The following is a 26,361-nucleotide window of genomic DNA, read 5'->3' on the forward strand; positions in this document are numbered from 1 at the left end:
CCCGGCGCGGCGGCGCCGGGGCCCCGCGGCTCACCAGTTGGCGGGCAGCCCCGGCGTCGCGGCCGGCAGGGCGTGGCCGGCCGGGTGGATGACGTAGGCGATGCCGCCGCTGCTGGAGCTGCGCAGCCACACGTTCTCGAAGTCGGCGCGCGGGTACACGTGCCGCACGGCGTCGTTGGAGGGCGAGGCCGGGTCGTTGGCGATGACGTCACCGGAGGCGGTGAAACCGATGATCACCATCAGGTGGCCGTTGGTGCCGTAGCCCGCGCCCGGCAGCTCGCTCTTCTTGAACGACTGCGACGTGATGACCGGGATGCCCGCCTTGATGAACTGCTCCAGCTCGGTCAGCGAGCGCAGCCGGGTGACGAACCCGTCCAGCCCGTACCGGCCGGCGTAGGCGGTGTTGAACGGCCAGTTGCCCGCGCCCTGGTAGGCGTGGTCGTAGGTGTAGCGGGCGGCGTAGTCGACCTCGGGGTTCGGGTCGGACGGGTCCACCCACGCGGTGTCCTGGGCGCTCGGCCACTTGCCCCAGTAGCCGAGCACCATGGTGGTGGAGGTCGGGCTGCACCACGCCTCGCCGCCGCCGTCCCACTCGGGGTAGTGGCCGACGTGCACGTTCTGCGAGCGGCGCGGCACGTTCAGCTCGACGCCCCACGCGCCGCCGCCCGGGCTGACCGGCACGCTCTTGCGCTCGGGCACGTTGGAGGCCATCGCGCCGGACGTGCGCACCCGCGGCGTCAGCGCCGAGCCCGGCGTCCGGTACAGCGTCAGCCGGAGCTGGTAGGCGCTGATCTGCTTGCCCGCCGCCGCGACCAGGGTGTCGACGGCCACGCTCGCGTCGTCGTCGCCCTGCCCGGGCACCGACGTGCGCCGGATGTCGCCCTCGGCGTAGGCCCAGCGGCCCAGCGAGTACCACTTGGTCAGCCCCTCGGCGTTCCGCGCCCGGGCCTCGACCTGGAGCCAGCTCCCCGGCGGCAGGTCGGCGGTCCAGGAGGCGACCAGCTCGGTGGCGGGGAAGCCGATGACCCGCTCGGGGCCGGTCCAGCGGGCGTACTCCCAGGTCTTGGTGCCGAGCGCGTCGGTGTAGGTGGTGGTGCCGGCGGCCGAGCCGAACGACAGCCCGCCGCCCGCCGAGGTGCCGGCCGTCGTGCCCTCCGCCGTGCCGGCGGTGAAGTCGGCCCGCTGGAAGACGACGTCGGTCAGGCCGGTCGCGGCCGGTCTCGCCGCCGCGGGCGGGGCGAGGGTCGAGACCACGAGGAGGGACGACAGGACCACGGTCAGCGCGCGCATGTACCCACCTTCTCGCCAGGCGTACGGTCGGCCCGACATTAGGCACCCGCGGCCCGCCGGTCATCCGGAAATCTACGTATCGCCGCCCGCCCCTCGCCGCCTAAAGTCATGAGATATGCGCAAATACGTGATCATGGGGGTGCAGGGCAGCGGCAAGGGCACCCAGAGCACGATGCTCGCGGGCGACCTCGATCTGGTGCACATCAGCGTCGGCGACATCTTCCGCTGGCACGTCAAGCACCACACGAAGCTCGGCGCCCAGGTCCGCCGCCTGGTCGCGGCGGGGGAGCTGGTGGGCGACGACCTCGTGGAGTCCGTCGTCCGCGACCGGCTCCAGCTCCACGACTGGAACTTCGGCTTCGTCATCGACGGCTTCCCGCGCAACCGCCGCCAGGCCGAGTTCTTCCTGGAGAGCTACGACATCGACGGCGTCATCCACCTCGACCTGCCCGACGACGAGGTGCGCCGCCGCGTCCTGGCCCGCCGGCTGTGCTCGCGCTGCGGCATGGACTACAACCTCATCGCCCACCGCCCGGAGGTCGAGGGCCGCTGCGACGTGTGCGGCGGCGACCTGGTGACCCGCGAGGACGACACCCCGGACGCCCTGGCCCGGCGGCTGCGCGACTACCACGACAAGATCGACCCGGTGCTCGAGCTGTTCCGCCGCAAGGAGTACGTGATGACGGTGGACGCCCGCGCCGACAAGCTCACCGTCCAGCAGGCCATCCGCACCCGCTTCAACCTCCCCCCGTACGAGCCCGCCCCGAGCGCCGACCCCCTCCGCGCCACCGGCTGACCCGATCTCCGGCCCGGTGTGGCCGCGTGCGGGCCCGCGACGGTGGAAGCTCTTGCCATGCACAGCTTCAACGATGACGGCTCACCAGGACGGGCGGGCTACCGGCGGTCGGCGGGCTCGCCGCGGGGCGAGGCCAGGCGGCGCGAACTGCTCGAGCGCGTCACCGACGACCTCGCGGCGAACGGGCTCGTGGACTTCTCGCTGCGGCGTGCCGCACGGGCCGCGGGCGCCACGCACAAGGTGCTGCTCTACCACTTCGACGGCGTCGACGACCTGCTCAAACAGGCCATCTCCCAGCTGCGCGAGAAGCGCACCGGCAACGCGCTGGCGGCGGCCGCGGAGCCCACCGGCCCGGGACTGGCCGCCCGGGTGCGCGCCATGTGGCCGATGCTCAGCGGCGACGATCCGGGCCTGTCGGTGCTCGACCAGGCCATCGGCCTGGCCATGTACGACCCTGAGCGCTACGGCTGGCTCGGCCGGGAGGCGTCGCGGCTCTACCTTCCCTCCCTGATGTCGCTGTGCCCGGCGGACTGGGCCGACCGGCGCAAGCACGAGGTCGCCGAGATGATCCTCGCGGCGCTGCGCGGCTTTCTGGTGGAGTGGCGGACCAGCAGGGACACGGAAGGGATCGCCGCGGGCTTCGAGGCGCTCGTCAGGGCCCTGGAACGGGAGGAGGCGGCCGGCACGGCCTGACGGGCCCGATGGACAGCCTGCGAACCACGTGGTTCACTTACTGCATGGAACCAGAAGCTTCGGACGTCTGCGTGCCCACGACCGCGGAACGCGAACAGGTTCACTTCGCCAGCGGCGCCACCCGGTGCGCCGCCTGGCACTACCCGGGCACCAACGGCGCCTGCGTGATCATGGCCGGTGGCTTCGCGGTGCCCAAGGAGCCGGCCACCGACCTGTTCGCCAAGCGCTTCAACGACGCCGGTTTCAGCGTCCTCGCCTTCGACTACCGCGGCCTCGGCCAGAGCGGCGGCCGGCCGCGCCTGGTCCTGCCCGTCAGGAAGCAGCTCGCCGACTGGCAGGCCGCGATCGGGTTCGCCGCGACCCTGCCGGAGGCCGACCCCGCCAGGCTCGCGCTGTGGGGCTTCTCCGCCTCCGGCGGCCACGTCCTCCGCGTCGCGGCACGCGACCCCAGGGTCGCGGCGGTGATCGCCCAGACCCCGAACGTCGGAGGCCCGGCCGCCACCCGCAGCGTCACGGCACACCAGAAGCCGCTCGCCATGCTGCGCCTCACCGGCAAGGGCCTCGCCGACGCCCTCGGCGGGCTCGCCGGCCGCGCCCCCCTCCTGGTGCCGCTCGCCGGCGAGCCGGGCAGCGTGGCGATGCTGACCACGCCGGACGCCGGCGACGGCCCCGCCGCGCTCGACCCGGACCACCGGCACCCGCACTGGCAGCAGCAGGCCGCCGCCCGCTCCGCGCTCCGCCTCGCGTTCTACCAGCCGGGCCGCGACACCGCCCGCGTACGGTGCCCGCTGCTCGTCCTCACCTGCGACCAGGACCAGACCGCCCCGCCCGGCCCCGCCGTCCGCGCCGCGCGCCGAGCGCCCCGCGCGGAGCTGGTTCACCTGCCCGGCCGGCACTACGCGCCGTTCATGGAGATGCACGAGCAGGCCGTCGACGCCGAGCTGTCCTTCCTGCGCCGGCACCTGCTCGATCACACCTGAGCAGGGTTCCCGGGCACCACTTGGCCAGGTGCCTGCTGATCACCAGCCGCTGGATCTGGTTGGTGCCCTCGAAGCTCTGCAGCTCCGTGAGGGCTACACCCGCACCCATGACTGGCAGGCGCACAAACGCTGGTACGTCGTTCTCCACATCTCCGACGCCGTCATCATCGTGACCCTGCCCCTCTCCTCTGGTGTTGGGCAACAGCCCTGTTTGAAGGGGCCACTTGATCCTGCAATCTTGGTTGAGGAACCGAAGGCGGCAGCCACACGAAGTGGCATGCCGGCTCGGAGGCGATGCCCGTGCCTCGCCACTCGGAGGTCAACGAGCGCACGGCGAAAGGAATTTTGGAGAACTGGGAGAGCATCCTTGCTGAGGTTGCGAAGGAGCAGGAGGAGCAATGAGCAAGCGCGACACTTACACCATCACCGCCAGCAAGAGTGATGATTGGTGGGCTTTGACAGTCTCCGGACCCGGCCTCAAGCGCAGCTACCACACCCAGGTGAAGCGCTTGGAGCAAGCCGAGGAGATGGCGCGTGACCTGGTGGCCACCATGCTGGATGTGGACGTCCTCGAGATCAACGCCGACTTCGACTTGACCGTGGCTGACGATGAAGTGGCGACCGAGCTGGAGGCCACGCTGGTTACCCGCCTCGCGGCGACCCTGGTCAAGCAGAAGGCTGCCGAAGCGACGCAAGCAACGGTGGCTGATCTGGCGCGAAGAGGTTACGTTCACCGCGACATCGGTTACCTGCTGGGTATGTCACACCAGGCAGTCGGGAAATTGCTGAACGAGGCGGAGAAGGGGACGGCCGCTTCTGCGGACGATGCCGGCACACGTTCTGCGGCGCTTCCCCTCAAGGAAATGCTCGATCAGCTTCTCATGACGCGCGACACGGAAGCGCTGTTCAGGTCTTACCTGCTCGAAGTGGCCGCAGGCGATTCGACGGACCGCAAGCTGAACAGGCTGAGAGCACTGGGTGAGCAACTGCGGCACGGCAAACGGCGGCGGCTGACAGACGCCTGATCGCGGCGGCCACCCGGGCTCCGGATTCCCCCTCCGCGTTCACGCCCTCATGATGCCCGGCCCCCCAGAGGCTACTTGGCCAGGTGCCTGCTGATCACCAGCCGCTGGATCTGATTCGTCCCCTCGAAGATCTGCATGATCTTGGCCTCGCGCATGTACCGCTCCACCCGGAACTCCCGCGTGTACCCGTACCCTCCGAGCACCTGCACCGCGTCCGTCGTCACCTTCATCGCCACGTCCGTCGCGACCAGCTTGGCGACGGACGCCTGGCGGCTGTACGGCAGGCCGGCGTCGCGGCGGCGGGCGGCGTCGAGGTAGGTGGCGCGGGCGCTGTCCACGCCGGCCGCCATGTCCGCCAGCAAGAAGCCCAGCCCCTGGTGGTCGATGATCTTCTTGCCGAACGTCTGCCGCTCCTTGGCGTACGCCACCGCCTCGTCCAGGGCGGCCTGGGCCAGGCCGGTCGCGCAGGCGGCGATGCCGAGCCGGCCGGAGTCGAGCGCGCTGAAGGCGATCTGGAGCCCCTGGCCCTCCTCGCCGATCAGCCGGTCGGTCTCCAGGAGCACGCCGTCGTAGTGGGCGGCGGTCGTCGGGACGGCGTGCAGGCCCATCTTCTCCTCCGGCCGCCCGAACGTCAGGCCCTCGGCCCGGCCCGGCGCGAGGAAGCAGGAGACGCCGCGCGAGCCCGTCCCCGTGCGGGCGAACAGCGCGTAGAAGTCCGCGATGCCGCCGTGCGTGATCCACGCCTTGTTGCCGGTGACGCGGTAGCCGTCCGCGACCCGCTCGGCGCGGCACTCCAGCGCCCCGGCGTCCGAGCCGGCCTGCGGCTCCGACAGGCTGTAGCCGCCGATGAGCCGCCCCGCCAGCAGGTCGGGCAGCCAGCGGGCCCGCTGCTCCGCCGTCCCGTACGCCGCCACCGGGAAGCAGGCCAGCGTGTGCACGCTGGTCGCGACCGCGACGGCCGCCCACCGCATCGCCAGCTCCTCGACGACCTGGAGATACACCTCGTACGGCTGCCCGCCGCCGCCGTGCTCCTCCGGGTACGGCAGCCCGAGCAGCCCCGCCTCGCCCAGCGTGGCGAACAGCCCCTCCGGGTAGGTCTCGGCGCGCTCGTGCTCGTCGACCCGGCGGGCGAGCTCCTTGTCGGCGATCTCGCGGGTGAGCTCGATGAGGTCGTAGGCCTCCGGGGTGGGCAGCAGGCGCTCGACGGTCACGCTTCCTCCTGACTCTCGACGGGTGCGGCCAGTCTCGCCAGCGCGGCCGCGGCGCGCTCGCGGAACTCGGCGACGCGGGCCAGCTTGATGTCCTCGTACCCGCGGATCAGCTCCGGCAGGCCCGCGAGCTCGGCGACGGCGGCGGCGTTGCCGGGGCCGAGCCGGGCGAGGGCGGCGCGCACCAGCTCGCGGTACTCGCCGACCAGCTCACGCTCGGTCCGCCGCACCTTGGCCAGGCCGAACACGTCGAGCGCCGTCCCGCGCAGCACCCGGGCCGCGCGCAGCCCCCGGAACAGCACCGGGGCGCTGCGGCGCAGCTCGATCTTGCGCTTCATGCCCATCGCGCGCAGCACCGGCGGGTGCAGCAGCACCGACACGACCGCGTCCGGCCCGTGCTCGCGCTCGCGCCTGGCCCGCTCGGCGGGGTCGAGGTGGAGGCGGGCGACCTCGTACTCGTCCTTGTAGGCCATGAGCTTGTGCAGGCCGCGGGCGTAGGCGAGGGCGATCGCGGCGCCCGCCTCCTCGCCGGCCCGCTCGGTGGCCTCCTCGCCGACCCGGCGCACGTCCTCGGCGTACGAGCGGGCGTAGGCGGCGTTCTGGTAGCCGGTCAGGTCGGCGACGCGGACGGCGACCACCTCGTCCAGCTTCTCGGCCGGCTCCTCCGCCTGCGGCAGCGCGGCCCGGCGCACCGCCTCGGGGTCGGCGACGGCGGCCCGGCCCCAGCGGAAGGCGGCCAGGTTCTGCTCGACGGCGGCCCGGTTGAGGATGATCGCCCGCTCGATCGCGGCGGCGGACACCGGCAGCAGCCCCTGCTGGCAGGCGGCGCCGAGCAGCAGCAGGTTGGCCGGCATGTGGTCGCCGAACAGCGCCTCGGCCAGCTCGTGCGCGTCCAGGCAGAACAGGCTCCTGGTGACCTGCCTGACCCGGTCCACCGCGGCGGCGTGACCCGGCACCGGCAGGCGGCCGGTCACCATGGCGGCGGTGGGCACGACGGCCGTGTTGAGCACCGCGGCGGTGCGGTCAGGGGCGGCCACGGCCAGGTTGGCGTCCGAGGCCGCGCCCAGCACGTCGAAGCCGATCAGCACGTCGGCCAGGCCGTGCGAGGCGCGCACCGAGCCGGCGAGCGGGTGCGGCGCGATGCGCACGTCGCTCACCACCGGCCCGCCCTTCTGCGCCAGGCCCGTCTGCTCCAGGCCGGCCGCGTGCAGGCCGTCGAGGTGGGCGGCCATCTGCAGGATCTGCGAGACCGTGACCACGCCGGTGCCGCCGATGCCGGGCATCCTGACCAGCACCTCGCCGGTCGCCAGGGCCGGCTCGGGCGGGTCCACGGGCGCCGGCGGGACCGGGCGGGCGGCCCTGGTGCCGGGCTCGACCAGCAGGAACGACGGGCAGTCGCCCTTCAGGCAGCTCAGGTCGGAGTTGCAGGAGGGCTGGTGGATGCGGGTCTTGCGGCCGTACTCGGTCTCCACGGGCTGCACCGACAGGCACGTCGAGGCCTCGCCGCAGTCGCCGCAACCCTCGCAGACCCGCTCGTTCACGACCACCTTGCGGGTCGGCGCGGGCAGTTTGCCGCGCTTGCGCAGCCGCCGCTCCTCGGCGGCGCACCGGTCGTCGTGGATGAGCACCGTCACGCCGTCGAGCGCCGCGAGCTCCCGCTCCGCCTCGGCCAGCTCGTCGCGGTGCCGGACGGCGGCGATCGGCGCCAGCCGTACCCCCTTGTACGTCTCCGGCTCCGGCGTCGTCACCACGATCCGGCGCACGCCCTCCAGCGCCAGCTCGTGCGTGAGCGCGGGCACGTCCAGGCGGCCCTCGGCGCGCTGTCCGCCGGTCATCGCGACCGCGTCGTTGTAGAGCAGCTTGTACGTCATCGTCACCCCGGCAGCCACCGCCGCCCGGATCGCGAGCGAGCCGGAGTGGTGGAAGGTGCCGTCGCCGAGGTTCTGGACGAAGTGCCGGTCGTCGGTGAACGGCGACAGCCCGATCCACTGCGCGCCCTCGCCGCCCATCTGCGTGAGGCCGACCTGCGTGCCGCGGCCGTGCCCGTCCAGGGCGATCATCGCGTGGCAGCCGATGCCGACGCCGACCAGCGTGTCGTCGGCGGTGCGGGTGGAGGTGTTGTGGGGGCAGCCCGAGCAGAAGTACGGCGTGCGGGCCGCGACCAGCGGCAGGTGCCGCCGGGCGAGCGTGGTCCGCTGCCGGGGCCGCACGTCGCCGCCGAGGCAGGTGGCGACCGCCTTGGCCACGTCCTCGGCGGACAGCGTGCCGCGCGCGGTCAGCAGGTCGCGGCCGGAGACCGCCGGGGGGCTCGCGACGCCGTACAGGGCCTGCTTGACCTGCCCCTCCAGGAACGGCATCTTGTCCTCCACCACCAGCACCCGCTCCAGGCCGCCGGTCAGCTCGGCCAGGTGCGCGTGGTCCAGCGGGAACGGCATCGCCAGCCGGATCAGCCGCAGCCCCAGCCCGTCGCGGGCCCGCTCGTCCAGGCCGAGGTCGGCCAGGGCGCGCAGGACCACCGCGTACGTGGTGCCGGAGGCCACGATGCCGAGCCTCGTGCCCTGCGCGCCCGACATGACCCGGTTGAGGCCGTGCTCGCGGGCGTAGGCGCGGGCCAGGTCGAGGCGGCGGGTGAGCAGGTCGTGCTCGGCGTCCAGCGCCGCCGCGCCGAGCAGGAGGGGCGCGGCCTTCGCCGGTACGCGGACCGGCTCCGGCACGCCCGCGCGCAGCGGCCCGAGGTCCACCGTGGCCGAGGCGTCGGCGATGTCCGCGACGATCTTCAGCCCCGCCCACAGGCCCGTGGCGCGGGACAACGCCACCGCGTGCAGGCCGAACTCGATGATCTCCGCGACCGAGCCCGGCGCCAGCAGCGGCAGCGACAGGCTCTGGCACATCGGCTCGCACGAGCTCGGCAGCGTCGAGGACTTGCAGCCGGGGTCGTCGCCGATCCACGCCACGGCGCCGCCGAGCGGAGCGGTGCCCGCCGTGTTGGCGTGCCGGAGGGCGTCGGCGGCGCGGTCGAGGCCGGGGTTCTTGCCGTACCAGAAGCCGGTGACGCCCTCGTGGCGGCGGCCCGGCACCTGGCCGAGCAGCTGGGTGCCGGCCACCGCCGTGGCGGCCAGCTCCTCGTTCAGCCCCGGGCGGAACACCACGCCCTCCTCGTCCAGGAACCGCCGCGCCCGTCCCATCTCCAGGTCCACGCCCCCCAGCGGCGAGCCCTGGTAACCGGAGACGAACGCCCGCGTGTCCAGCCCGCGCTCCCGGTCCAGCCGCCGCTGCTCCAGGGTCAGGCGGACCAGGGCCTGCACGCCGGAGATCAGCACTCTGCCGTCCCGTGCCGTGTACTTGTCATCGAGCGACACAGGGGTGGGAGTCACGCTCGCGCCCACGCGTACCTCCTGGCTTCGTCCGTTGTGAGTCCCAGCACAGCAATGCGGGCTGGTATGCGCAAGTATTAGATGAGAAGGTGCGCCGAAGACGCAAACAATATGAGGGGCCCAGCCCTGACGGCCGGTCTTCTTTGCGTCCACGCTGGGGAGAGGTGGTACGCGTGCCCGACATCGACGACATCGACCACCACGTGCTGCGGCTGCTGCGCGAGGACGGACGCAGGACGTTCTCCGAGATGGCCGAGCTGGTCGGCCTGTCGGTGGCCGCCGTCAAGCGGCGCGTCGACCGGCTGCGCGACCTCGGCGTCATCAAGGGCTTCACCGTGCAGATCGACTACGCCAAGCTCGGATGGGGCATCGAGGCGTTCACCGAGCTGCGCTACCCGGGGACGACGCCGGTCAGCGAGATCGTCCGCACCGCGACCGAGGTGCCCGAGGTGCAGGCGGTCTTCACCATCGCCGGCGATCCCGACGCGCTGATCCACGTACGGGTGCGCGACCTCGGCCACCTCCAGCAGGTCATCGACCGGCTGCGGCGGGCGGGGGACGTCACGGGCACCAAGACGCTGCTGGTCCTCGGCTCGTGGACGCGCGAGTCGCTGGCGCCGCCGCGTACCCGGTGACCCCGTCAGGGAGCCCTGCCCGCCGCGCGTTCGCGCCGGCTGAAGTGGCGGACGAGCAGGCCGACCGCGAGCAGCACCGGGACGCCGAGCGCCAGCATCCACAACGACACCCCCGTCACCGGGAGCCCCGCCGCGGGGACCGCCGTCCCGTCGCCCGTCCGCCGCGCGCCGTCCCCCGCCGCCGCGGGTCGCACCGCTCCGTCCCGGTCCGGCGGCCCGGCCGCCGGCTGCCCGGGCTCGTCGTGCGGGGCCTCCATCGGCATGTCGACGATGGCGTCCGGAGGCCCGGCGGCCTGCTCGGGCGGCGGCGGGGGAGGAATCTCGGCGGGCGCGGGCGCCGGCTCCACCCGGGTGGAGGCGCAGGAACGGTTGTCCGCCGGATCCCGGTCCTGGCCGGCGAGGCGGACGACCGCGCAGTTCTCGAACGGGGCGGCAGGGCCGGGCGCGATGGCCAGCGCCAGCGTCCGCACCTCGCCGGGAGCCAGGTCGCCCAGCGCGCAGGCCACCGTGACGCCCGTGCCCGGGCACTCGGCCGCCGGGCGATCGGTGACCGTGGCGCCGCCGCCCCGGTTGCGGCTCCGCAGCGTGACGCCCTCCGCCCGGGACGGGCCGTGGTTGGTGACGGTGAGCCGGTAGCCGATGACGTCACCGGCGTTCACGGCGGGCGGGGCGGCCATGACCAGCTCGACGTCGGCGTACGCGCGGGCCGGGGCGGTCAGCAGCGTCGTGTCGCCGGGGACGCCGGCGGCGGTGGCCGCGGCCCGCGCGATCACCTCCGCGCCGTCCTGGAGCGCCGGATCCACGCGGACCGGGATCGCGTAACCGAGGGACTGCCCGGGGGCGAGGGCCGTACCCGGGCCGCCGCAGACGACGGCGCCGGTCCGCGCCGCCCGTCCGCAGCCCTGGGGGAGGTCGCCGGCGGGGACGAGCGCCGGGTCGAGCACGTCGGTGACGGCCACGTCCCGCGCCTCCGCCGCGCCGACGTTCGTGACGGTCACCCGCACCACGGCCTGCTCACCGGCGACGAGCGCCTCGGGCGTCACCTCCTGCACCACCCGCAACCGCGCCCCGCCCGGCTGCGGCCCGTCCGGCTCTTGCCCGCCCGGCCGTGGCCCGCCGGGATCCTCCGGCTGGGGCGCGCCCGGCTCCAGCCCGGAGCCGGGAGGCGGCCCGCCCGGCGTACGCCCCTCACCGGGCCGCCGACCCTGCGCCGGCCCCGGCTCACCCGGCACCCGCTTCCCCGCAACCCCCGCGCCCGACCTGCCCGCAATCTCCGCGCCCTCGACCGGCCTCCCCGGGACACCCCCGGACAGCCGGGCATCACGCCCCACCGCACCCGGCGGCGACGCGGGAGCGGAAACCGACCGGTCGGACCCTCCGCCACTCCACGGCGACCAGGACGCCCGATCCCCCCAGTCACCGCCCCCGGCCCCCAACGCTGCGAACGCGACGACCGCCGCGATCCCCGGCATGCCCATCTCGCCCCGTCCCCCCGCGCGAACGTGCCGTCGTCGTACCTGCCCGACCCGCTCGCGATCCTCCTCCGCCCCCGCCCTCACCACCCCGGACCAGACGACTCGCGTACACCCCCATGACCCACTCTTTGCCGACCGCGAACACCCCCCACCGGCCCCCCACCCCCACATACCGTCAGAAAATGACCCCCACCCGAGCCCGCTACGACGCCGTCGCCGACTTCTACGCCTCCGGCTGGCCGGACGCCATCGACGACCCGGCCTCCCTCCGCCTCCTGACCCTCCTGGAGCCGATCGCCGGCCGCCGCATCCTCGACCTCGCCTGCGGCCACGGCCGCATCACCCGCGAACTGGCCCGCCGCGGTGCCGCCCAGGTCGTAGGCGTCGACCTCTCCGCCGCCCTCCTCGAACGAGCACGCGCCGCAGAACGCGACAACCCCTTGGGCATCCACTACATCCACGCCGACGTGACCACCTGGTCCACCCCCGATCAGTACGACGCCGTGACCTGCAACTTCGGCCTGTCCGACATCGACGACCTCGACGCCGCCCTCGCCACGGCCGCCCGCGCCCTCCGCCCCGGCGGCCTGTTCGTCTGCTCGCTCCTGCACCCCTGCTTCCCCGGCGGCCCGAACGTCTCCGGCTCCTGGCCGTCAGGGGGCCGCTACCACGACGAGGGCTGGTGGCAGGCCACCGGCGAACTCTCCTCGCTCCGCCGCCAGGTAGGCGCGAACCACCGCACCCTGGCCACGTACCTCAACGCCATCCGCCGCCAAGGTCTGTGGCTGGACGAGCTCTCCGAGCCTGAACCGTCCCGCGACTGGGCGTCGGGCCGCCCGGACGCGGCCCGGTTCCCCGTGTTCCTGGTCATGCGCTGGGTGAAGGCGACGGCTCAACCCTGAGCCGGCGGGTCGGGCGGACGCACCGCGCCTGTGGCGGAGAGGTAGGCGGCGAAGCCCATGAGGACGGTCATGAAGGCTCCTCCAGCAGCCCCCAGAGCGGCGAGCGGCACTCCCCCGAGCTCTCTCGTCAGGGAGAACGAGAGCAGCCCGGCGATGAGAGCCGTTTCGAAGGCGTGTGCCAGCCAGTGGATGATGCGTTTGTTGTGCGGCATGGTGAAGAACATCTCTCCTTTCACGGCGCCAGGCACGGCGATGGGCAGTGCGTCCTGCGTACCGGCGTCGTCACCGTGAGCTTGGGGGGACGCGCTGCTTCGTCGGAGAGCGTCTTGGCTGAGTCGATGCTCCTTATGTCCTGCAGACAAAAGCGGTCGAACGGCTCAATCGGCAGAATTTCGGACTGCGGCCTGGTCGGCCGTAACTCCAACTTTCCCGTGGATCACCTCCTGCTTGCGAGACTTTCTGATGCCTTTCAGGGTATGCTAGCGGGAAGCCGAGCGGGAATCCCGCTGGGAAAAACGCAGGGAAATCTACCGAGACGGTGACATTCGGTTCGGAGGGTGCCCGCGGCCCGCTTCGGTGGCAAATGATCAATTAGGAGAGGCATCGTATGGCTCGCGGCAGCCCCACGGTCTTCCGGCGTCGCCTGGTGGCGGAGTTACGGAGGAGACGTGATGCTGTCGGCCTGAGTGGACCTCAGGTTGCTCGGGAGCTGGGTTGGTCAACGTCCAAGATCTCAAGGCTGGAGAAGGGGCAGATCGTACCGAACGTCAAGGATGTGCGAGCGCTGCTGGAGCTCTATGACATGCCGGAGTCGCAGCGGTCGCAGCTTCTTGAGTTGGTAGCTCTGTCGTCGGATGCGGAATGGTGGGAGACATACTCCGACACCATTGCGGATGGTTATGCCAGTTTTCTCGGCTTCGAAAGCGGAGCGGCGGAACGTTGGGAATGGCAGGCTCTGGTGATCCCAGGGAGCCTGCAGACGGAGAATTATGCGCGCGCGGTCGTCGGCGGCGGCTACTTCGGCGAGCTGACGCCACGACAGATTCGGCGGCGCATCGACCTTCGTATGGCGCGATATAACAGACTCATCAACGACCCATTGGTTGATTCCAGAGTGATCATCGACGAGTCCGTCCTATTGAGGAAAATGGGAGATAGGACGATCATGTCCGAACAGCTGAATCACCTACGTGAATTGGCTGAGCATCCTCAGATCCATCTCCAGGTCTTGTTGCACGATCAAGGGCTTGTCGCTCCCGTGCCCAGTTTCATCCTGCTGAGATTCTCCACATTGGATGGCCTCGGAGAGCTTTACCCCGACGTCGTCTATCTGGAGGATGCGGCGGGTGGTTACCTCGACGAGGATGAGTTGCTCACGCACCGGTACCTTGTCCTGTTCAACAGGATCTCGGAAGTGGCCTTGAGCTCTGAGGAAAGTATGCGCTTCGTCGAGGAGCGGGCGAAGAGATGGGCGCAAGCCGCCTAGCGGACCGGCCATGATGCTTCTCCTTCTCGCTGAGAAGGAGCGATGTGATGCAGAGCCCCAACGAGCCGGTAGGCGCGGGATGGCGCAAGAGCCGGCGGAGTCTGTCTAATGGAGAGTGTGTCGAGGTCGCCATGTTCGGCGATGGCCGGATCGGCATCAGAGATTCGAAGAACCGTACGGCCGGGACGGTCTTCGTCTCCTCCGATGACTTTCAGAGGCTCCTCACCGACATCAAACGAGGAAACACGTTTCCCTCGTCGAACAAGGTCTAGTACGCACTGACGGCGGCCGCCCGGCTGGGCGGCCGCCGTCGTGTCGTTCAGGGGGGTCAGCCGTTGGGGCAGGTGTCGCGGTACTCCGAGATGGCGAGGCTGCGGGGGGCGGGGCAGAGGAAGGGGTCGTAGCGGGTGTCGTCGTCGACCCAGCGCTTGAGCCAGGCGACCATCGACTTGGCCATCGTGGTGTTCACCGTCTGCGGGAAGAAGTGGCTCGCGCCCGTCAGCTCCAGGTACGCCTTCTCCGACGAGGACGGGATGCTCGAGTAGAAGAGCTGGGAGTGGGTGGCGACCGGGGCGATGGTGTCGGCCTGGCCGCCGATGATCATGGTGGGGACGCGGACGCCGGACCAGGTCTTGGTGAGGTTCCAGGGGGCGATGGGGACGGCGGCCTGCAGGGACGGGCGGTCGTTGGCGGCTTCGAGGGTGCCGCCGCCGCCCATCGAGTGGCCGGCGACCGCGAGGCGCGAGCTGTCGATGCGGCTGCGGATCGTGGACGGGCTGCGCTGCGTCAGGTAGTCGAGGGCGGCAAGGAGCTGGCGGCCACGGCTGTCGGGCTGGTCGTAGATGGTGTTGGTCTCGATGCCGATGACCACGAAGCCGTGCGAGGCGATGCGCGGGCCGAGCCAGGCCAGGCTGGACCAGGTCGCGGTGTAGCCGGGTGAGATCGCGATCGCGCCGAACGTGCCCTGGCTGGTGTCGGTCGGGTAGTAGATCACGCCGCCGCCGAAGCCGCTGACGCTGAGCGAGGAGACGCTCTGCTGGGCGGTGGCGAACGGGCCGCGGACGGCCTCCAGCAGCGCGTCCGTGGGGTTCGGGCCGCGCTCGTACGGGCTGGCCGCCTGGGCGGGCGAGGCGGTCGCGACGCCGCCGGCGACGAGGGCGAACGCGAGGGCGAGCTTGGTCAACGTTCGCGCGCCGCGGTGGGGGGTGGAGAGCTGCACGTCGTCATACTCCCTGCTCGTTGGGGGGTTACTGCCGTACCTCGCCATTGTTGGGACGGGCAGTCAGGTGTGCATCGGTGAAATCACCGGTTCACGTTCAGGAAATGAACAGGCGGGTCAGCTCGACGCGGGAGCGGATGCCGAGGCGGCTGAAGATGTTGCGCAGGTGGTGCTCGACGGTGCGGCGGCTCAGGAAGAGCTGCTCGGCGATCTCCTTGTTGGTGGCGCCGGCGGCGACCATGCGGGCGATCTGGAGCTGCTGGGCGGTGAGCGCGGTCGTGGCGTCCGGGGGCGTGGTGGCCGGGGCCATGGCGGCGGTGGGGCGGGGGGTGTCGCCGGAGGCGCGGAGCTCGGTCCTGGCCTGGTCGGTCCAGAGGCGGGCGCCGTACCGCTCGAAGGTCTCGAGGGCGGCGTGCAGGTGGGTGCGGGCCGCGCCCGGGCGGCGGTCGCGGCGCAGCGCGCTGCCGTACAGGAGGCGGGTGCGGGCCGTCTCGAACTCGCACAGGCCTTGCGCGTGCAGGTCCAGCGCCTCGCGGAACAGCTCCTCGCCCTCGCCGGGCGGGGCGAGCAGCGCGCGGCAGCGGGCCACGAGGGCGCGCAGGTCGGGGCTGCGGGTGCTGCCGACCCAGCGTTCGAGGACGCGCAGCGCCGACGCCGCCTGCTCGTGCTCGCCGGTACGGGCGCACGCCTCGATCAGGTGGGGCGTGGCCATGACCCGGATGACCACGTGGTTGTTGCGGCGCTGGGCGCGCAGCCGTTCGGCGGCGTCGGCCGGGCGGCCGGCGGCCAGGTCGAGGCAGGCGAGCGCCCAGTTGCCGATGGCGCCGGCGAGGCCGAGGTCGTGCGCGTCGGCCAGGTCGATGGCGGCGTCGGCGCGGACCCGGCAGGTCTCCTGGTCGCCCTCGACGGCGGCGGTGATCGCGAGCCAGGCGAGGTGCTGGGCGGCGGTGTTGAGCTGGCCGGTCTCCTGGGCCAGGCGCAGCCCGCGGGAGGCCGTCTCGGCGAGCGAGGCGTAGCGGCCCGTCCAGTAGTCCGGGTAGATCATGTACTCGAGGAGCTGGGGGACGGCGGAGGCGGCGCCGCGCAGCCGCGCCGACTCGACGGCGCGGGCCGACAGGCGGTGGGCGATGGCGTCCTCGCCGAGCAGCATGCTCGCCACGCACGCCCACACCAGCACGGACGGGTCCCGTACGGACTCGGCCAGCTCGACCACGCGCCGGAGCGGGCCCGCGGCCTCCTGGTGGGAGCCGCTGAAAGTGGCCGCCATGCCCGCCAGGTACTCGAACATCAGCTCCGTCGGGGCCGTCTCGTCCGGGCGGCGGAGGGCGGCGGCCTGGCGGGCGATCGCGATGAACGCCTTGTTGTCGCCCGCCCGGTAGCTGGCGTCGGCGGCCCTGACCAGGGCGCGGACGCCGAGCATGCGGTGGTCGGCGGCCAGCAGGCGGCCGGCGGCGGCGAGCAGCTCCTCGCGGGCGTTGCCGGTCTCGCCGACCAGGAGCTCCAGGCTGCCGTGGAGGAACTGGACCTGGCCGCGTAGTTCGTCGATGGCGGGCGGGAGGGGGAGCGCGGGGGTGGGCTTGAGGGGGGCGAGGGAGCGGAGGCGGGCCAGGAGGGAGCGGGCGGCCTGGGGGCGGCCGGAGGTCCAGGCGTGGCGGGCGGCGGCGGCCAGGCGCTCGGCCTTCAGTACGGGGCGGTGGGTCAGGTCGGCGGCGCGTTCCAGGGCCAGGTACGGCTCCGGGTGGTCGTCCAGGGGGCGGGTGGCGAGGGCGGCGGCGGCCAGGTCGTCGGCCAGGTCCTCGGCGGGGGCGTCCAGGGCCCAGGAGCGGTGCCAGGCCCGGCGCAGCCATCTGCCAGGAAGGTCGGGAAGGTCGGGAAGGTCGGGGAGGTCGGGGTGGCCGGGGAGGGTGGAAGAGTCCGGGGAGTGGGGGAGGGCGGGCGGAGCGGGGTGGTCCGGGCGGGGAGCGGGGAGGAGGGCGGCGAGGAGGTGGTGGGCGTGGCGGCGTTCGGACAGGGACGCGTCGTGGTAGGCGACCGCGCGCACGGCCGGGTCGCGGAAGGCGTACCGGTCGCCGGTGGCGTGCAGGACGCCGGCGTGCTCGGCCGGTTCGAGCGCGGTCAGGGCGCAGGCGGGGCGGGCGGCGCGGATCAGGGTGGCCACGTCCAGGGCGGGGTCGGCGGCGATGAGGAGCAGCAGGCGGCGGGTCTCCTGGGGGAGGGCGGCGAGGAGGGCGGCGTGCTCCGACCACAGGCGGCCGGTGCGGGGGAGGGTCGCGGGCGGGGCGGCGAGTCCGGCGAGCTGGTCGGGGGTGAGGGAGGTGATGAGCTCGGTGAGGGCGAGCGGGTTGCCGCGGGCGATGCCGTCGAGCGCGGCGAGCAGGTCCTCCGGGAGCCGCCGGTCGGCGGCCGGGTCGGCGGTGGCGGGCGCGTCCTCGAGGCGGTGGGGGAGCAGGTCGGCGGCGAGCTCGCGGACGGCCTCCGCGTCCAGGCCCCGGAGGGTGCGCGCGGGCACCCCCTCCAGGCCGGGGCAGGCGGCCGAGGACGGCCGGGACCGGCTGGTGAACACCAGGGCGGCACGCACCCGGCCCACCCGGCGGGCGGCGAACGCGAGCGCGTCCCGGCTGGCCGGGTCCAGCCGGTCCACGTCGTCCACGCGGGCGAGCACCGGGCCGCTCGGCGGCGACCGCCGCCAGCAGGCCGAGGACGGCGGCCGGCAGCGCGAGGCCGGGCCCCGCCGTCCCGGACTCCAGCGCCGCCCGCAACGCCGCGGCCTGCGCGTCCGGCAGCCCGGCGGCGGCCCCGGCCACCGGCCCGAGCAGGCCGTGCAGCCCCGCGTACGGCAGCCGCGACTCCGCCGCCACGCCCGACACCCGCAGCACCAGGAAGTCCGGCCGGGCGAGGGCGGCGGCCAGGTCGAGCAGCGCGGTCTTGCCGATGCCCGCCGCACCCGCCAGCACGAGCGCCCCGCCCCGTCCGGCGCGGGCGTCGTCCAGCAGCCGTCGCAGCGTGCTCTCTTCCTCGCCGCGCCCGCGCAGCAGGGGGAGGCGCGGGAGGTTCAGGCCCGGTGACACGCCCTAAGTGTTACGCGCGCGTGTCATCACTGAAAGGGGGCAGGGTCAGGAGACCGGTGATTTCACTGATACGAAGCTTGATCGCGTTCTCGGTCTGCCGCTGAGCGCGCGCCATGCCCTCCAGGTCCTTCTCGGCCTCGGCGGGGATCCTGGGCATTGGTCATGTCCCAGGTCATGGCAGGTCAGCGGGTCGCGGGAGGGCGTTCCCTGGACAGGCGGCGGCCGATCGCCGGGACGAGGCCGTCCGGGAGGAAGAGGACGACGACGATCAGGACGAGCGCGTACACCGCGTACGACAGCACGCTCGGCGCGTACGACGGCATCCCCGGCAGGTTCGCGAGCTGGTCGAGCCCCTGGACGAGCAGCGTGATGGCGGCCGCGCCGGCGACGGCGCCCCAGATGGTGCCGAGGCCGCCGACCACCGCCATGACGATGTACTGGATCGAGATCAGCACCGGGAACGAGCCCGGCGCCACGTACCCCGTGTAGAAGCAGTAGATGCCGCCGGCGAGGCCGGCGAAGGCGGCGGACAGGGCGAAGACGACCAGCTTGTAGCGGCCGACCGGGATGCCGGAGGAGGCGGCGGCGGTCTCGCTGGTGGCCAGGGCGCGCAGGGCGCGGCCCGGGCGGGAGGTGATGACGTTGTGCGTGACCAGCATGACCAGGGCCAGGCCCGCCCAGGTGAGGTACGCGTACGCCGCCGCCCCGCTCGCCTCGAACGAGCCGGCCGAGAACTGCGGGATGGCCTGGAGGCCGATGTCGCCGCCGGTGAAGGTGAGCTGGCCGGCCAGGGAGAGCAGGATGAGCTGGGTGGCGAGCGTCGCGAAGGCCAGGTGGTGGCCGCGCAGCCGCAGCAGCGGCAGGCCGAGGACGAGGGCGGCCAGGGCCGCCGCGACCGGGGCGGCGACCAGGCCGAGCAGCGGCGGCAGGCCGTTCAGGGCGAGCAGGGCGGCGGTGTAGGCGCCGACGCCGTAGAAGGCGCCCTGGCCGAGCGAGACTTGGCCCGCGTACCCCATGAGCAGCGACACCCCGACGGTGACCATGGCGGCCAGGCCGAGCAGGACGTAGACGGCGAGCGCGCTGTCGTCGAGCACGGCGGGCAGGGCGAGGGCGACGGCGGCGGCGAGCGCCCCGGCCGCCCACCGGACGGCGCCCCGGCGGCGGGTGGTCCGCGTGGTCATGTCTGCTCCTGGGAGAGCGCCGAGCGTCGGCCGGCCTGGACGATCATGACGACGAGCATCAGCCCGAGCGCGATCTCCAGCTGGTGGGAGCCGTAGCCGTACCCGGCGGCCATGGTCTCGGCGACGCCCAGCAGCAGCGCGCCCGCCAGCGTGACCACCGGCCGGGTCAGCGCGCCGAACACGGCGGCGGCGAAGCCGTTGACGATCAGCGTGACGTCGGTGTCGAACGAGATCGGCCGCAGCGGCGTCACCAGCACCCCCGCGATCCCGCCCAGCAGCCCGCCGAGCGCGAACGCCAGCAGCCCCATGCGCCGCACGTCGATCCCGACGACGCGGGCCGCGTACGGGTTGGAGGCGCACGCGGTGAGCGCCTTGCCCAGGTACGTCCGGCCGAAGAACAGCGCGAGCGCGACGAACGCCAGCGCCGTCACCGCGATCACCAGCAGGTGCTGCGTCTGGATCCGCGCCCCGGCCAGGGTCACCGAGCCGGCCAGGCCGGGCGCCGAGCGCGGCTGGTCGCCCCAGAGCACGATCTCGACCGCGTACGCCAGCACGCCGGCCCCCAGCGTGACGATCAGCGACGACAGCGGCGTGGTGCCCGCCCGGCCGACGGCCGCGAGACCGGTCAGCAGCCCGGCGGCGGCCGCCGCCAGCACCGCCGCCAGCTCGCTGACGCCGTGCGGGAGCCCGAGCCCGAGCAGGGACGCCGTGCACAGCCCGGCGACGACGGCGAACGTCCCCTGCGCGAAGTTCACCACCCCGGTCACCCGGTGGATGACGACCAGGCCGCTGGCGATGAGCGCGATCGCGCACCCGACCGCCAGCCCGTTCAGCAGGTACGTCAGGAACGCGCTCACGTGACCGCACCCCCCAGGTAGGCGCCGGCCACGCGCGGGTCGCCGGCCAGCGCCGCCGACCGGCCCTCGGTCACCAGCCGCCCGGACTCCAGCACGTACGCCCGCCCGCACAGCTCGAACGCCAGCCGCGCGTTCTGCTCGATGAGCAGCACCGCGAGCCCCCGCGACCGGTTCAGCTCGGTCAGGTGCGCCGCCAGGTCGGCGGTGACGGCGGGGGCCAGGCCGAGCGACAGCTCGTCCACGACCAGCACGTCCGGGCGGGACATCAGCGCCCGCCCGAAGGCCACCATCTGCTGCTCGCCGCCCGACAGCACCCCGGCCTTACGCTTGGCCAGCTCCGCCAGCCGGGGCAGCACGTCGTAGACGGCGGACGGGTCGCGCGCGCCGGAGCGCCAGCCGCCGAGCGCCAGGTTGTCGGCGACGGTGAGGTCGGGGAAGAGCTGGCGGCCCTCGGGGATCAGCGCCAGCCGGCCGCCGGTCGTGACCGTGCCGGAGGCGGGCCTCAGCAGCCCGGCGAGGGTGTTGGCGAGGGTGGACTTGCCCGCGCCGTTCGGGCCGAGCAGGGCGACCATCTCGCCCGCGCCGACCTGGAGGGTGACGTGGTCGAGGGCGACGGCGGTGCCGTAGGCGACGACGAGGTCCTCAACGGCGATCATGCGCTCTGCCCGAGGTAGGCGGCGAGGACGAGCGGGTCGGCGCGGATCTCGGCGGGCGGGCCGTCGGCGATCACCTGGCCGAGGTCGAGCACCACGATCCGGTCCGCGAGCCGGGTCACGAACGCCACGTCGTGCTCCACGAGCAGGATCGTCAGCCCGTCCGCGCGCAGCTCCTCCACCAGCTCGGCGAGCCGCTCGCGCTCCTTGCCGCGCAGCCCGGAGGCGGGCTCGTCGAGCAGCAGCAGCCGCGGCCGGGCGCACAACGCGCGGGCGAGCTGGAGCGCCCGCTGCTGCCCGATCGGCAGCCGGTCGGCGGGCCGGTCCGCCCAGTCGGCGAGGCCCACCCGGGCCAGCGCCGCGTCCGCCTCGGCGGCGATCTCGCGCTCGTCGCGCCGGTGCCGGGGCAGCCGCAGCGCCGCCGCGGCGAACCCGGCCGAGGTGCGCCCGTGCAGCCCGACCATGACGTTCTCGCGCACGGTCATGCCGCGGAACACCCGGGCCGCCTGGAAGACGATCGACATGCCGAGCCGGGCCCGCCGGTGCGGCGCGAGCCGGTCCACGCGGTGCCCGAGGAAGGAGATTTCGCCCCGGTCGGCCGCCAGGTGGCCGGTGATGAGGTTGAACAGGGTGGACTTGCCGGCGCCGTTCGGCCCGATCACCCCGCAGACCTCGCCGTCCGCGACGTCGAGGGTGACGTCGCGGACGGCGTAGACGCCCCCGAAGGAGCGCGAGACCCCGTGGACGGACAGCACGCGTCACCCCAGCGCGCTGACGGTCTTGGTGAGCTGCTCCATCGCCCACTCGGTCGGGACGAACTTGCCGCCCTTGACGGTGTTGACCGAGATGTACTCGGGGGACAGCCCGGAGTGGTCGGTGGCGGAGTAGCGGAAGCGGCCGTTCGGCGTGATCAGGTCCATGGCCTCCAGGGCCTGCTGCACCTTGGCCTTGTCGGTGCTCTTCGCCTTCCTGATCGCCTCGAACAGCAGCAGGCTCGCGCTGTAGCCGTCCTGGGCGAACTGCGGCGGCGGGTAGCCGTGCTCCTGCTGGTACGGCCCCGCCATCTGGTCGATGACCTGCTTCTGCTTGCCGGCCGGCAGCGCGTCGCCGACGACGCCGATCGCGCTCTGCACGGTCATGCCCTCGGCGGCGGCGCCCATCGGCTCCAGCCACAGCTTGCTGGCCTGCGAGGCGGTCAGGAACAGCGGCGTCTTGAGCCCGGAGGCCACGTACTGCTTGGCGGCGGTCACGCCGGGCGCGCCGGAGCCCCAGAACACCAGCGCCTCGGCGGGGGAGTCGCGTACGTGCTGGAACAGGGCGCTGAAGTCGGAGTTCGTGGTCTCGTACGGCTCGTCCACGGCGATCTTGACGCCGTACTTCGCGGCGAGGGCGGTCATCGACCGGTGGCCGGAGACCGAGTACGCGCTCTTGGAGTCCCACGCCACGGCGATCGTCTTGATGCCCTTGGCCTGGATGTACTGGAGGTAGCGTTCGGCGTACATGCTGGACAGCGCGGGCGTGACGAAGATGTACGACTTGACCGGCTCGACCTGCTCCTGTGCCGGGGCCAGCGACAGGTACGGCATCTTGTCGCGCTGCGCCAGCGGCTCGACTGCGAGGGCCGCGTTGGAGAACACCGGCCCGATGAGCGCGTCGATGTCGCCCTTGATCTGGTTGTAGGCCACGATGCCCTGGTCGGGGGCGGTCTTGTCGTCCCGCGTGACCAGCTCCACCTTGCGGCCGAGCAGCCCGCCCTGGGCGTTGACCTGCTTGACCGCCAGCTCGACGGCCTTCTTGTCCTCGCTGCCCAGGGGCGTGTAGTTGCCGGTGAGCGAGACGATCAGGCCCACCTTGATCGGGCCCTGGCCGCCGCCGGAGCCCGCGTTCCCGCCGCCGCCGCACGCCGCGACGGCGAGTACCACGCCCACCAATGAGGGCAGAAACTTGCGCATTCAGGGCCTCCTGACTGCGATGTGGCCCTGAATGTAGGCATGTACATTACGGCTGTCAATAGAGTGCCCAACATCCGGGGGAGGGCTCCATGCGGCCTCAATCGGTGATTCTCACCTTTCTCGGAGATCACGTATACGGGCGCGGGATCTGCGTCTCCTCACGCAGCTTCATCGAGGCGTTCGCGAAGGTCGGCGTCTCGGAGGAGGCCACCCGCTCGACGCTCACCCGCATGGTCCGCCGCGGCCTGCTGCGCCGCCGCCGCCGCGGCCGGCGCATGTACTTCGGCCTCACGCCGGCCAGCGCCGACGTGCTCAGGGACGGCGAGCGGCGCATCTGGCACAGCGGCGTCGTCAACGACGCGGCCGAGGACCGCTGGACGCTCATCGGCTTCTCGCTGCCGGAGTCGTGGCAGCGGCAGCGGCACGAGCTGCGCTCCCGGCTGACCTGGGCCGGCTTCGGGCCGCTGCAGAACGGCCTGTGGATCGCCCCCGGCGAGGTGGACGTGACCGAGGTGATCGACGACCTGCGCGCCGACCTGGGCGCGAACGTCAAGGTGTTCGCCGCCGAGCCCCGCCGGCCCACCGACATGCAGGCGCTGGTGCGGGAGGCGTACGACCTGGAGGGCCTCGGCCGGCGCTACCACGAGTTCCTGTGCCGCTGGGACCGGCCCGACCCCGCCCCCGACGCCCCCGACGACCTGGCCCGCTCGCTGACGCTGCTGACCGGCTGGCTGCAGATCATCCGGGCCGACCCCCGGCTGCCGCTCCGCCACCTGCCGCCCGACTGGCCCGCCGAGCGGGCCCAGCGGCTCTGCCACACGCTGCACGAACGGTTCCGCCCGGAGGCGGCGGCGATCGCGGAACGCCTTCTCGACACCATCCCCGACGACTCCGCAGCGGAGCCAAATATCGGGCACAACGGTGACAGCGATCACGAAGTGGCCTAACTTGAGGGCTTGGGAGGCCCGATGCGAAATCAGGGGATCGGCTCGTGGCCGGCGCGCAGGGCCCGCATGACGCCCGGCCGTGTGGCCCTGTCGGCGCGAGGACGCGACCACACCTACGCCGAGCTGCGCGACCGCACCCAAGGGCTGGCCGCCGGGCTGGCCGCCATGGGCGTGCGGCGCGGCGACCGGGTCGCCTACCTCGGGCCCAACTCCCCGGCCCTGGTCGAGACGTTCTTCGCGGCGGGCCTGCTGGGGGCGGTGTTCGTGCCGCTCAACACCCGGCTCGCCGTGCCCGAGCTGCGCTTCGTGCTGGAGGACGCCGAGCCGGCCGTGCTGCTGCTCGGCGACGGGCACGACGGCGCGGGCCTGCCCGGCCGGCACGTCCGCGCGGAGGCGTACGAGGACCTGGTGGCCGGCGGCCCGCCCGGCCCGATCGACGAGCCGGTCGGCCTGGACGACGTCTGCCTGATCATGTACACCTCCGGCACCACCGGCCGCCCCAAGGGCGCCATGCTCACCCACGGCAACCTCACCTGGAACGCGGTCAACCTGCTGGTGGACGTCCCGCTCGGGCCCGACGAGGTGACGCTGGTCAGCGCGCCGCTGTTCCACATCGCGGCGCTGGCGCAGACGCTGGTACCGACCGTGCTGAAGGGCGGCCGGTGCCTGCTGGAGCCGTCGTTCGACGTGGAGCGCACGTTCGAGCTGATCGAGCGGGAACGGGTGACGGTGATGTTCGGCGTGCCGTCGATGTTCGGCTTCCTCACCCGCTCGCCGCGCTGGGCCGGCGCCGACCTGTCCAGCCTGCGCCACCTGCTGTGCGGGGGCGCGCCGGTGCCGCTGCCGCTGATCCGCGCCTACCAGGAGCGCGGGCTGACCTTCCTCCAGGGCTACGGCATGACCGAGACCGCGCCGGGCGCGCTGTTCCTCGGGGCCGAGCACTCGGTGGACAAGGCGGGCACGGCCGGGGTGCCGTGCTTCTTCTCCGACGTGCGGCTGGTCGCCCCCGACGGCTCCCTCGCCGCCCCCGGCGAGCCCGGCGAGGTCTACGTGCAGGGCCCCAACGTGATGCCCGGCTACTGGCGCCGCCCGGAGGAGAGCGCGCAGGTCCTCGACGGCGACGGCTGGTTCCGCTCCGGCGACGTGGGGGTGGCCGACGAGGACGGCTTCGTGCGCATCTCCGACCGCATCAAGGACGTGATCATCTCCGGCGGCGAGAACATCTACCCCGCCGAGGTGGAGAGCGTCCTGTACGGGCACCCGGCGGTCGCCGAGTGCGCGGTGATCGGGGTGCCCGACGAGCGGTGGGGCGAGGTGGGCAAGGCCCTCGTCGTGCCGCGGCCGGGCGCCGCCGCCGAGCCGGAGGAGCTGATCAAGCACCTGGACGGCCGGCTGGCCCGCTACAAGATCCCGAAATATCTGCAGTTCGTCCCCGAGCTGCCGAAGAACGCCGCGGGGAAGCTGCTCAAGGCCCCGCTGAGAAAAATGTACGGATAGGAGCTGACATATGCGTACCGCACCGCCGTTCCGCGCCGACCACGTCGGCAGCCTCCTCCGCCCCGCCGAGCTGCTGCGCGCCCGCGACACCCTCCAGGGCGACGAGCTGCGCGAGGCCGAGGACGCGGCCATCAGAGAGGTGGTGCGCAGGCAGGAGGAGACCGGCCTGCGGAGCGCGACGGACGGCGAGTTCCGCCGCGCGTCCTGGCACATGGACTTCATCTACCGCCTCGGCGGCGTCGGCCAGGCCGCCGACGAGCGCATCACGGTCCGCTTCCACAACGCCCAGGGCGACCTGGAGTACACGCCGGCCGCGCTGCGCGTCACCGACCGGATCAGGCTCGGCGAGACCATCTTCGCCGACGACTTCGCGTTCCTGCGCGACACGGTGACCACCGCCGTGCCGAAGCTCACCATCCCCTCGCCCAGCATGGTCCACTACCGGGGCGGTCCGGCCGCCATCGACCCGAAGGTGTACCCGGACGCCGAGGAGTTCTGGCGCGACCTCAGCGCCGCCTACGCCGAGCAGGTCCGCAGGATCGGCGCGCTGGGGTGCACGTACCTGCAGTTCGACGACACGAGCCTGGCGTACCTGAACGACCCGGCGCAGCGCGCCGAGCTGACCTCGCGCGGCGACGACGCCGAGCACCTGCACCTCCGCTACATCAAGCAGATCAACGCCGCCCTCGCCGCCAAGCCGGCCGGGATGACCGTCACCACGCACATGTGCCGCGGCAACTTCCGCTCCTCCTGGGCCGCCTCCGGCGGCTACGACCACGTGGCCGAGGCGCTGTTCGGCGAGCTGAAGGTGGACGGGTTCTTCCTGGAGTTCGACGACGAGCGCTCCGGCGGCTTCGAGCCGCTGCGCTACGTGCCGCCGGGCAAGACGGTGGTGCTCGGGCTGGTCACCACCAAGCGCGGCGAGCTGGAGTCCAAGGACACGCTGAAGCGGCGCATCGACGAGGCCGCCAAGTTCGTCGACCTCGACCAGCTCTGCCTGTCGCCGCAGTGCGGCTTCTCCTCGACCGTCGAGGGCAACGAGCTGACCATCGACCAGCAGTTCGCCAAGCTCCGCCTGATCGTGGAGACGGCGGAGGAGGTGTGGGGGTCGCGCTAGCCGCGC

24 protein-coding genes and 1 pseudogene are annotated in these 26,361 nt (G+C 72.9%); 11 read left to right on the plus strand and 14 right to left on the minus strand.

Annotated features, from left to right (window positions below):
* Nucleotides 1-30: 30 nt before the first annotated feature.
* Nucleotides 31-1,290, minus strand: a complete 1,260-nt coding sequence (locus MF672_RS40660; protein WP_242378720.1) for a C39 family peptidase — start codon at nt 1,288-1,290, stop codon at nt 31-33.
* A 115-nt stretch (nt 1,291-1,405) separates the two neighbouring features.
* On the opposite strand from MF672_RS40660, the gene MF672_RS40665 reads away from it, so the two are divergent.
* The 4 genes from MF672_RS40665 (at nt 1,406) to MF672_RS40680 (ending at nt 4,784) form a co-directional block, all read left to right on the plus strand.
* Complete coding sequence (locus MF672_RS40665) at nt 1,406-2,086, plus strand: adenylate kinase family protein (RefSeq protein WP_242378717.1); 681 nt, start codon at nt 1,406-1,408, stop codon at nt 2,084-2,086.
* Nucleotides 2,087-2,143: 57 nt separating this feature from the next.
* Nucleotides 2,144-2,779 (plus strand): hypothetical protein, encoded by a 636-nt coding sequence (locus MF672_RS40670; RefSeq protein ID WP_242378715.1) that lies wholly within the window; start codon nt 2,144-2,146, stop codon nt 2,777-2,779.
* Nucleotides 2,780-2,823: 44 nt separating this feature from the next.
* The gene (locus MF672_RS40675; RefSeq protein WP_242378714.1) at nt 2,824-3,759 is read left to right on the plus strand and encodes an alpha/beta hydrolase; all 936 of its coding nucleotides are present in this window, start codon (nt 2,824-2,826) and stop codon (nt 3,757-3,759) included.
* A gap of 398 nt (nt 3,760-4,157) precedes the next feature.
* Nucleotides 4,158-4,784: a hypothetical protein gene (locus MF672_RS40680; protein ID WP_242378713.1), complete on the plus strand. Its 627-nt coding sequence runs from the start codon at nt 4,158-4,160 to the stop codon at nt 4,782-4,784.
* 71 nt (nt 4,785-4,855) lie between these two features.
* Here MF672_RS40680 and MF672_RS40685 read toward each other — a convergent pair whose 3' ends face one another.
* Nucleotides 4,856-5,995, minus strand: coding sequence for an acyl-CoA dehydrogenase family protein (locus tag MF672_RS40685; RefSeq protein WP_242378712.1), 1,140 nt, complete (start codon nt 5,993-5,995; stop codon nt 4,856-4,858).
* Nucleotides 5,992-9,366 (minus strand): indolepyruvate ferredoxin oxidoreductase family protein, encoded by a 3,375-nt coding sequence (locus MF672_RS40690; RefSeq protein WP_242378711.1) that lies wholly within the window; start codon nt 9,364-9,366, stop codon nt 5,992-5,994. The genes MF672_RS40685 and MF672_RS40690 overlap by 4 nt, the downstream gene beginning before the upstream one ends.
* A gap of 173 nt (nt 9,367-9,539) precedes the next feature.
* Between MF672_RS40690 and MF672_RS40695 the strand changes: the two genes are divergently transcribed.
* On the plus strand, nt 9,540-10,001 hold the full coding sequence (locus tag MF672_RS40695) for an Lrp/AsnC family transcriptional regulator (RefSeq protein WP_242378710.1): 462 nt from the start codon (nt 9,540-9,542) through the stop codon (nt 9,999-10,001).
* Between the two features lie 5 nt (nt 10,002-10,006).
* Here the strand turns inward: MF672_RS40695 and MF672_RS40700 are convergent, their stop codons facing one another.
* Nucleotides 10,007-11,056, minus strand: a complete 1,050-nt coding sequence (locus MF672_RS40700) for a DUF11 domain-containing protein (protein ID WP_242378740.1) — start codon at nt 11,054-11,056, stop codon at nt 10,007-10,009.
* A gap of 602 nt (nt 11,057-11,658) precedes the next feature.
* Between MF672_RS40700 and MF672_RS40705 the strand changes: the two genes are divergently transcribed.
* Nucleotides 11,659-12,378 carry a class I SAM-dependent methyltransferase gene (locus MF672_RS40705; RefSeq protein WP_242378709.1) on the plus strand — a complete coding sequence of 240 codons (720 nt, stop codon included), beginning with the start codon at nt 11,659-11,661 and terminating at the stop codon, nt 12,376-12,378.
* Here MF672_RS40705 and MF672_RS40710 read toward each other — a convergent pair.
* Nucleotides 12,369-12,602 carry a hypothetical protein gene (locus MF672_RS40710; protein WP_242378708.1) on the minus strand — a complete coding sequence of 78 codons (234 nt, stop codon included), beginning with the start codon at nt 12,600-12,602 and terminating at the stop codon, nt 12,369-12,371. The genes MF672_RS40705 and MF672_RS40710 overlap by 10 nt on opposite strands.
* 383 nt (nt 12,603-12,985) lie before the next feature.
* On the opposite strand from MF672_RS40710, the gene MF672_RS40715 reads away from it, so the two are divergent.
* Together MF672_RS40715 and MF672_RS51625 are read left to right on the plus strand one after the other, a co-directional pair.
* The gene (locus MF672_RS40715) at nt 12,986-13,864 is read left to right on the plus strand and encodes a helix-turn-helix domain-containing protein (RefSeq protein WP_247815670.1); all 879 of its coding nucleotides are present in this window, start codon (nt 12,986-12,988) and stop codon (nt 13,862-13,864) included.
* Nucleotides 13,865-13,911: 47 nt separating this feature from the next.
* Nucleotides 13,912-14,136: a DUF397 domain-containing protein gene (locus tag MF672_RS51625; RefSeq protein WP_302893361.1), complete on the plus strand. Its 225-nt coding sequence runs from the start codon at nt 13,912-13,914 to the stop codon at nt 14,134-14,136.
* A gap of 56 nt (nt 14,137-14,192) precedes the next feature.
* Here the strand turns inward: MF672_RS51625 and MF672_RS40725 are convergent, their stop codons facing one another.
* The 9 genes and pseudogenes from MF672_RS40725 to MF672_RS40765 form a co-directional block, all read right to left on the minus strand.
* Nucleotides 14,193-15,083, minus strand: coding sequence for an alpha/beta hydrolase family protein (locus MF672_RS40725; protein WP_407654797.1), 891 nt, complete (start codon nt 15,081-15,083; stop codon nt 14,193-14,195).
* A 97-nt stretch (nt 15,084-15,180) separates the two neighbouring features.
* Nucleotides 15,181-17,661: a helix-turn-helix transcriptional regulator gene (locus tag MF672_RS40730; protein WP_247815671.1), complete on the minus strand. Its 2,481-nt coding sequence runs from the start codon at nt 17,659-17,661 to the stop codon at nt 15,181-15,183.
* 169 nt (nt 17,662-17,830) lie between these two features.
* Nucleotides 17,831-18,151, minus strand: a pseudogene (locus tag MF672_RS40735) (ATP-binding protein); the annotation flags it as partial.
* Nucleotides 18,152-18,161: 10 nt separating this feature from the next.
* Nucleotides 18,162-18,308, minus strand: a complete 147-nt coding sequence (locus tag MF672_RS40740; RefSeq protein WP_242381154.1) for a hypothetical protein — start codon at nt 18,306-18,308, stop codon at nt 18,162-18,164.
* 25 nt (nt 18,309-18,333) lie between these two features.
* Entirely contained in the window at nt 18,334-19,332 is a 999-nt protein-coding gene (locus MF672_RS40745) for a branched-chain amino acid ABC transporter permease (RefSeq protein WP_242381153.1), read from the minus strand.
* The gene (locus tag MF672_RS40750) at nt 19,329-20,189 is read right to left on the minus strand and encodes a branched-chain amino acid ABC transporter permease (protein WP_242381152.1); all 861 of its coding nucleotides are present in this window, start codon (nt 20,187-20,189) and stop codon (nt 19,329-19,331) included. The genes MF672_RS40745 and MF672_RS40750 overlap by 4 nt, the downstream gene beginning before the upstream one ends.
* A complete protein-coding gene (locus tag MF672_RS40755; RefSeq protein ID WP_242381151.1) occupies nt 20,186-20,845 on the minus strand; it encodes an ABC transporter ATP-binding protein in 660 nt (219 codons plus the stop codon). Before MF672_RS40755 ends, MF672_RS40750 begins: the two co-directional genes overlap by 4 nt.
* A complete protein-coding gene (locus MF672_RS40760; protein ID WP_242381150.1) occupies nt 20,842-21,597 on the minus strand; it encodes an ABC transporter ATP-binding protein in 756 nt (251 codons plus the stop codon). Before MF672_RS40760 ends, MF672_RS40755 begins: the two co-directional genes overlap by 4 nt.
* Nucleotides 21,598-21,600: 3 nt before the next feature.
* Nucleotides 21,601-22,794 carry an ABC transporter substrate-binding protein gene (locus MF672_RS40765; RefSeq protein ID WP_242381149.1) on the minus strand — a complete coding sequence of 398 codons (1,194 nt, stop codon included), beginning with the start codon at nt 22,792-22,794 and terminating at the stop codon, nt 21,601-21,603.
* Between the two features lie 104 nt (nt 22,795-22,898).
* On the opposite strand from MF672_RS40765, the gene MF672_RS40770 reads away from it, so the two are divergent.
* Genes MF672_RS40770 through MF672_RS40780 form a run of 3 tightly spaced genes read left to right on the plus strand, consistent with a single transcriptional unit; the run spans nt 22,899 to nt 26,355 of the window.
* On the plus strand, nt 22,899-23,741 hold the full coding sequence (locus tag MF672_RS40770) for a PaaX family transcriptional regulator (RefSeq protein WP_242381148.1): 843 nt from the start codon (nt 22,899-22,901) through the stop codon (nt 23,739-23,741).
* A 21-nt stretch (nt 23,742-23,762) separates the two neighbouring features.
* Complete coding sequence (locus MF672_RS40775) at nt 23,763-25,238, plus strand: acyl-CoA synthetase (RefSeq protein ID WP_242381147.1); 1,476 nt, start codon at nt 23,763-23,765, stop codon at nt 25,236-25,238.
* A gap of 10 nt (nt 25,239-25,248) precedes the next feature.
* Nucleotides 25,249-26,355 (plus strand): 5-methyltetrahydropteroyltriglutamate--homocysteine S-methyltransferase, encoded by a 1,107-nt coding sequence (locus MF672_RS40780; RefSeq protein WP_242381146.1) that lies wholly within the window; start codon nt 25,249-25,251, stop codon nt 26,353-26,355.
* The last annotated feature ends 6 nt before the right edge of the window (nt 26,356-26,361 follow it).

It is taken from the genome of Actinomadura luzonensis, from assembly GCF_022664455.2.
Taxonomy (GTDB): Bacteria; Actinomycetota; Actinomycetes; order Streptosporangiales; family Streptosporangiaceae; genus Nonomuraea; species Nonomuraea luzonensis.

Excerpts from the sequence above, each read along its gene's own strand:
- MF672_RS40675 (WP_242378714.1), top strand. The coding sequence starts at position 2,824 with ATGGAACCAGAAGCTTCGGACGTCTGCGTGCCCACGACCGCGGAACGC.
- MF672_RS40755 (WP_242381151.1), bottom strand. The coding sequence starts at position 20,845 with ATGATCGCCGTTGAGGACCTCGTCGTCGCCTACGGCACCGCCGTCGCC.
- MF672_RS40780 (WP_242381146.1), top strand. The coding sequence starts at position 25,249 with ATGCGTACCGCACCGCCGTTCCGCGCCGACCACGTCGGCAGCCTCCTC.
- MF672_RS40745 (WP_242381153.1), bottom strand. The coding sequence starts at position 19,332 with ATGACCACGCGGACCACCCGCCGCCGGGGCGCCGTCCGGTGGGCGGCC.
- MF672_RS40660 (WP_242378720.1), bottom strand. The coding sequence starts at position 1,290 with ATGCGCGCGCTGACCGTGGTCCTGTCGTCCCTCCTCGTGGTCTCGACC.
- MF672_RS40705 (WP_242378709.1), top strand. The coding sequence starts at position 11,659 with ATGACCCCCACCCGAGCCCGCTACGACGCCGTCGCCGACTTCTACGCC.
- MF672_RS51625 (WP_302893361.1), top strand. The coding sequence starts at position 13,912 with ATGCAGAGCCCCAACGAGCCGGTAGGCGCGGGATGGCGCAAGAGCCGG.
- MF672_RS40775 (WP_242381147.1), top strand. The coding sequence starts at position 23,763 with ATGCGAAATCAGGGGATCGGCTCGTGGCCGGCGCGCAGGGCCCGCATG.
- MF672_RS40670 (WP_242378715.1), top strand. The coding sequence starts at position 2,144 with ATGCACAGCTTCAACGATGACGGCTCACCAGGACGGGCGGGCTACCGG.
- MF672_RS40665 (WP_242378717.1), top strand. The coding sequence starts at position 1,406 with ATGCGCAAATACGTGATCATGGGGGTGCAGGGCAGCGGCAAGGGCACC.
- MF672_RS40765 (WP_242381149.1), bottom strand. The coding sequence starts at position 22,794 with ATGCGCAAGTTTCTGCCCTCATTGGTGGGCGTGGTACTCGCCGTCGCG.
- MF672_RS40740 (WP_242381154.1), bottom strand. The coding sequence starts at position 18,308 with ATGCCCAGGATCCCCGCCGAGGCCGAGAAGGACCTGGAGGGCATGGCG.
- MF672_RS40680 (WP_242378713.1), top strand. The coding sequence starts at position 4,158 with ATGAGCAAGCGCGACACTTACACCATCACCGCCAGCAAGAGTGATGAT.
- MF672_RS40710 (WP_242378708.1), bottom strand. The coding sequence starts at position 12,602 with ATGTTCTTCACCATGCCGCACAACAAACGCATCATCCACTGGCTGGCA.
- MF672_RS40715 (WP_247815670.1), top strand. The coding sequence starts at position 12,986 with ATGGCTCGCGGCAGCCCCACGGTCTTCCGGCGTCGCCTGGTGGCGGAG.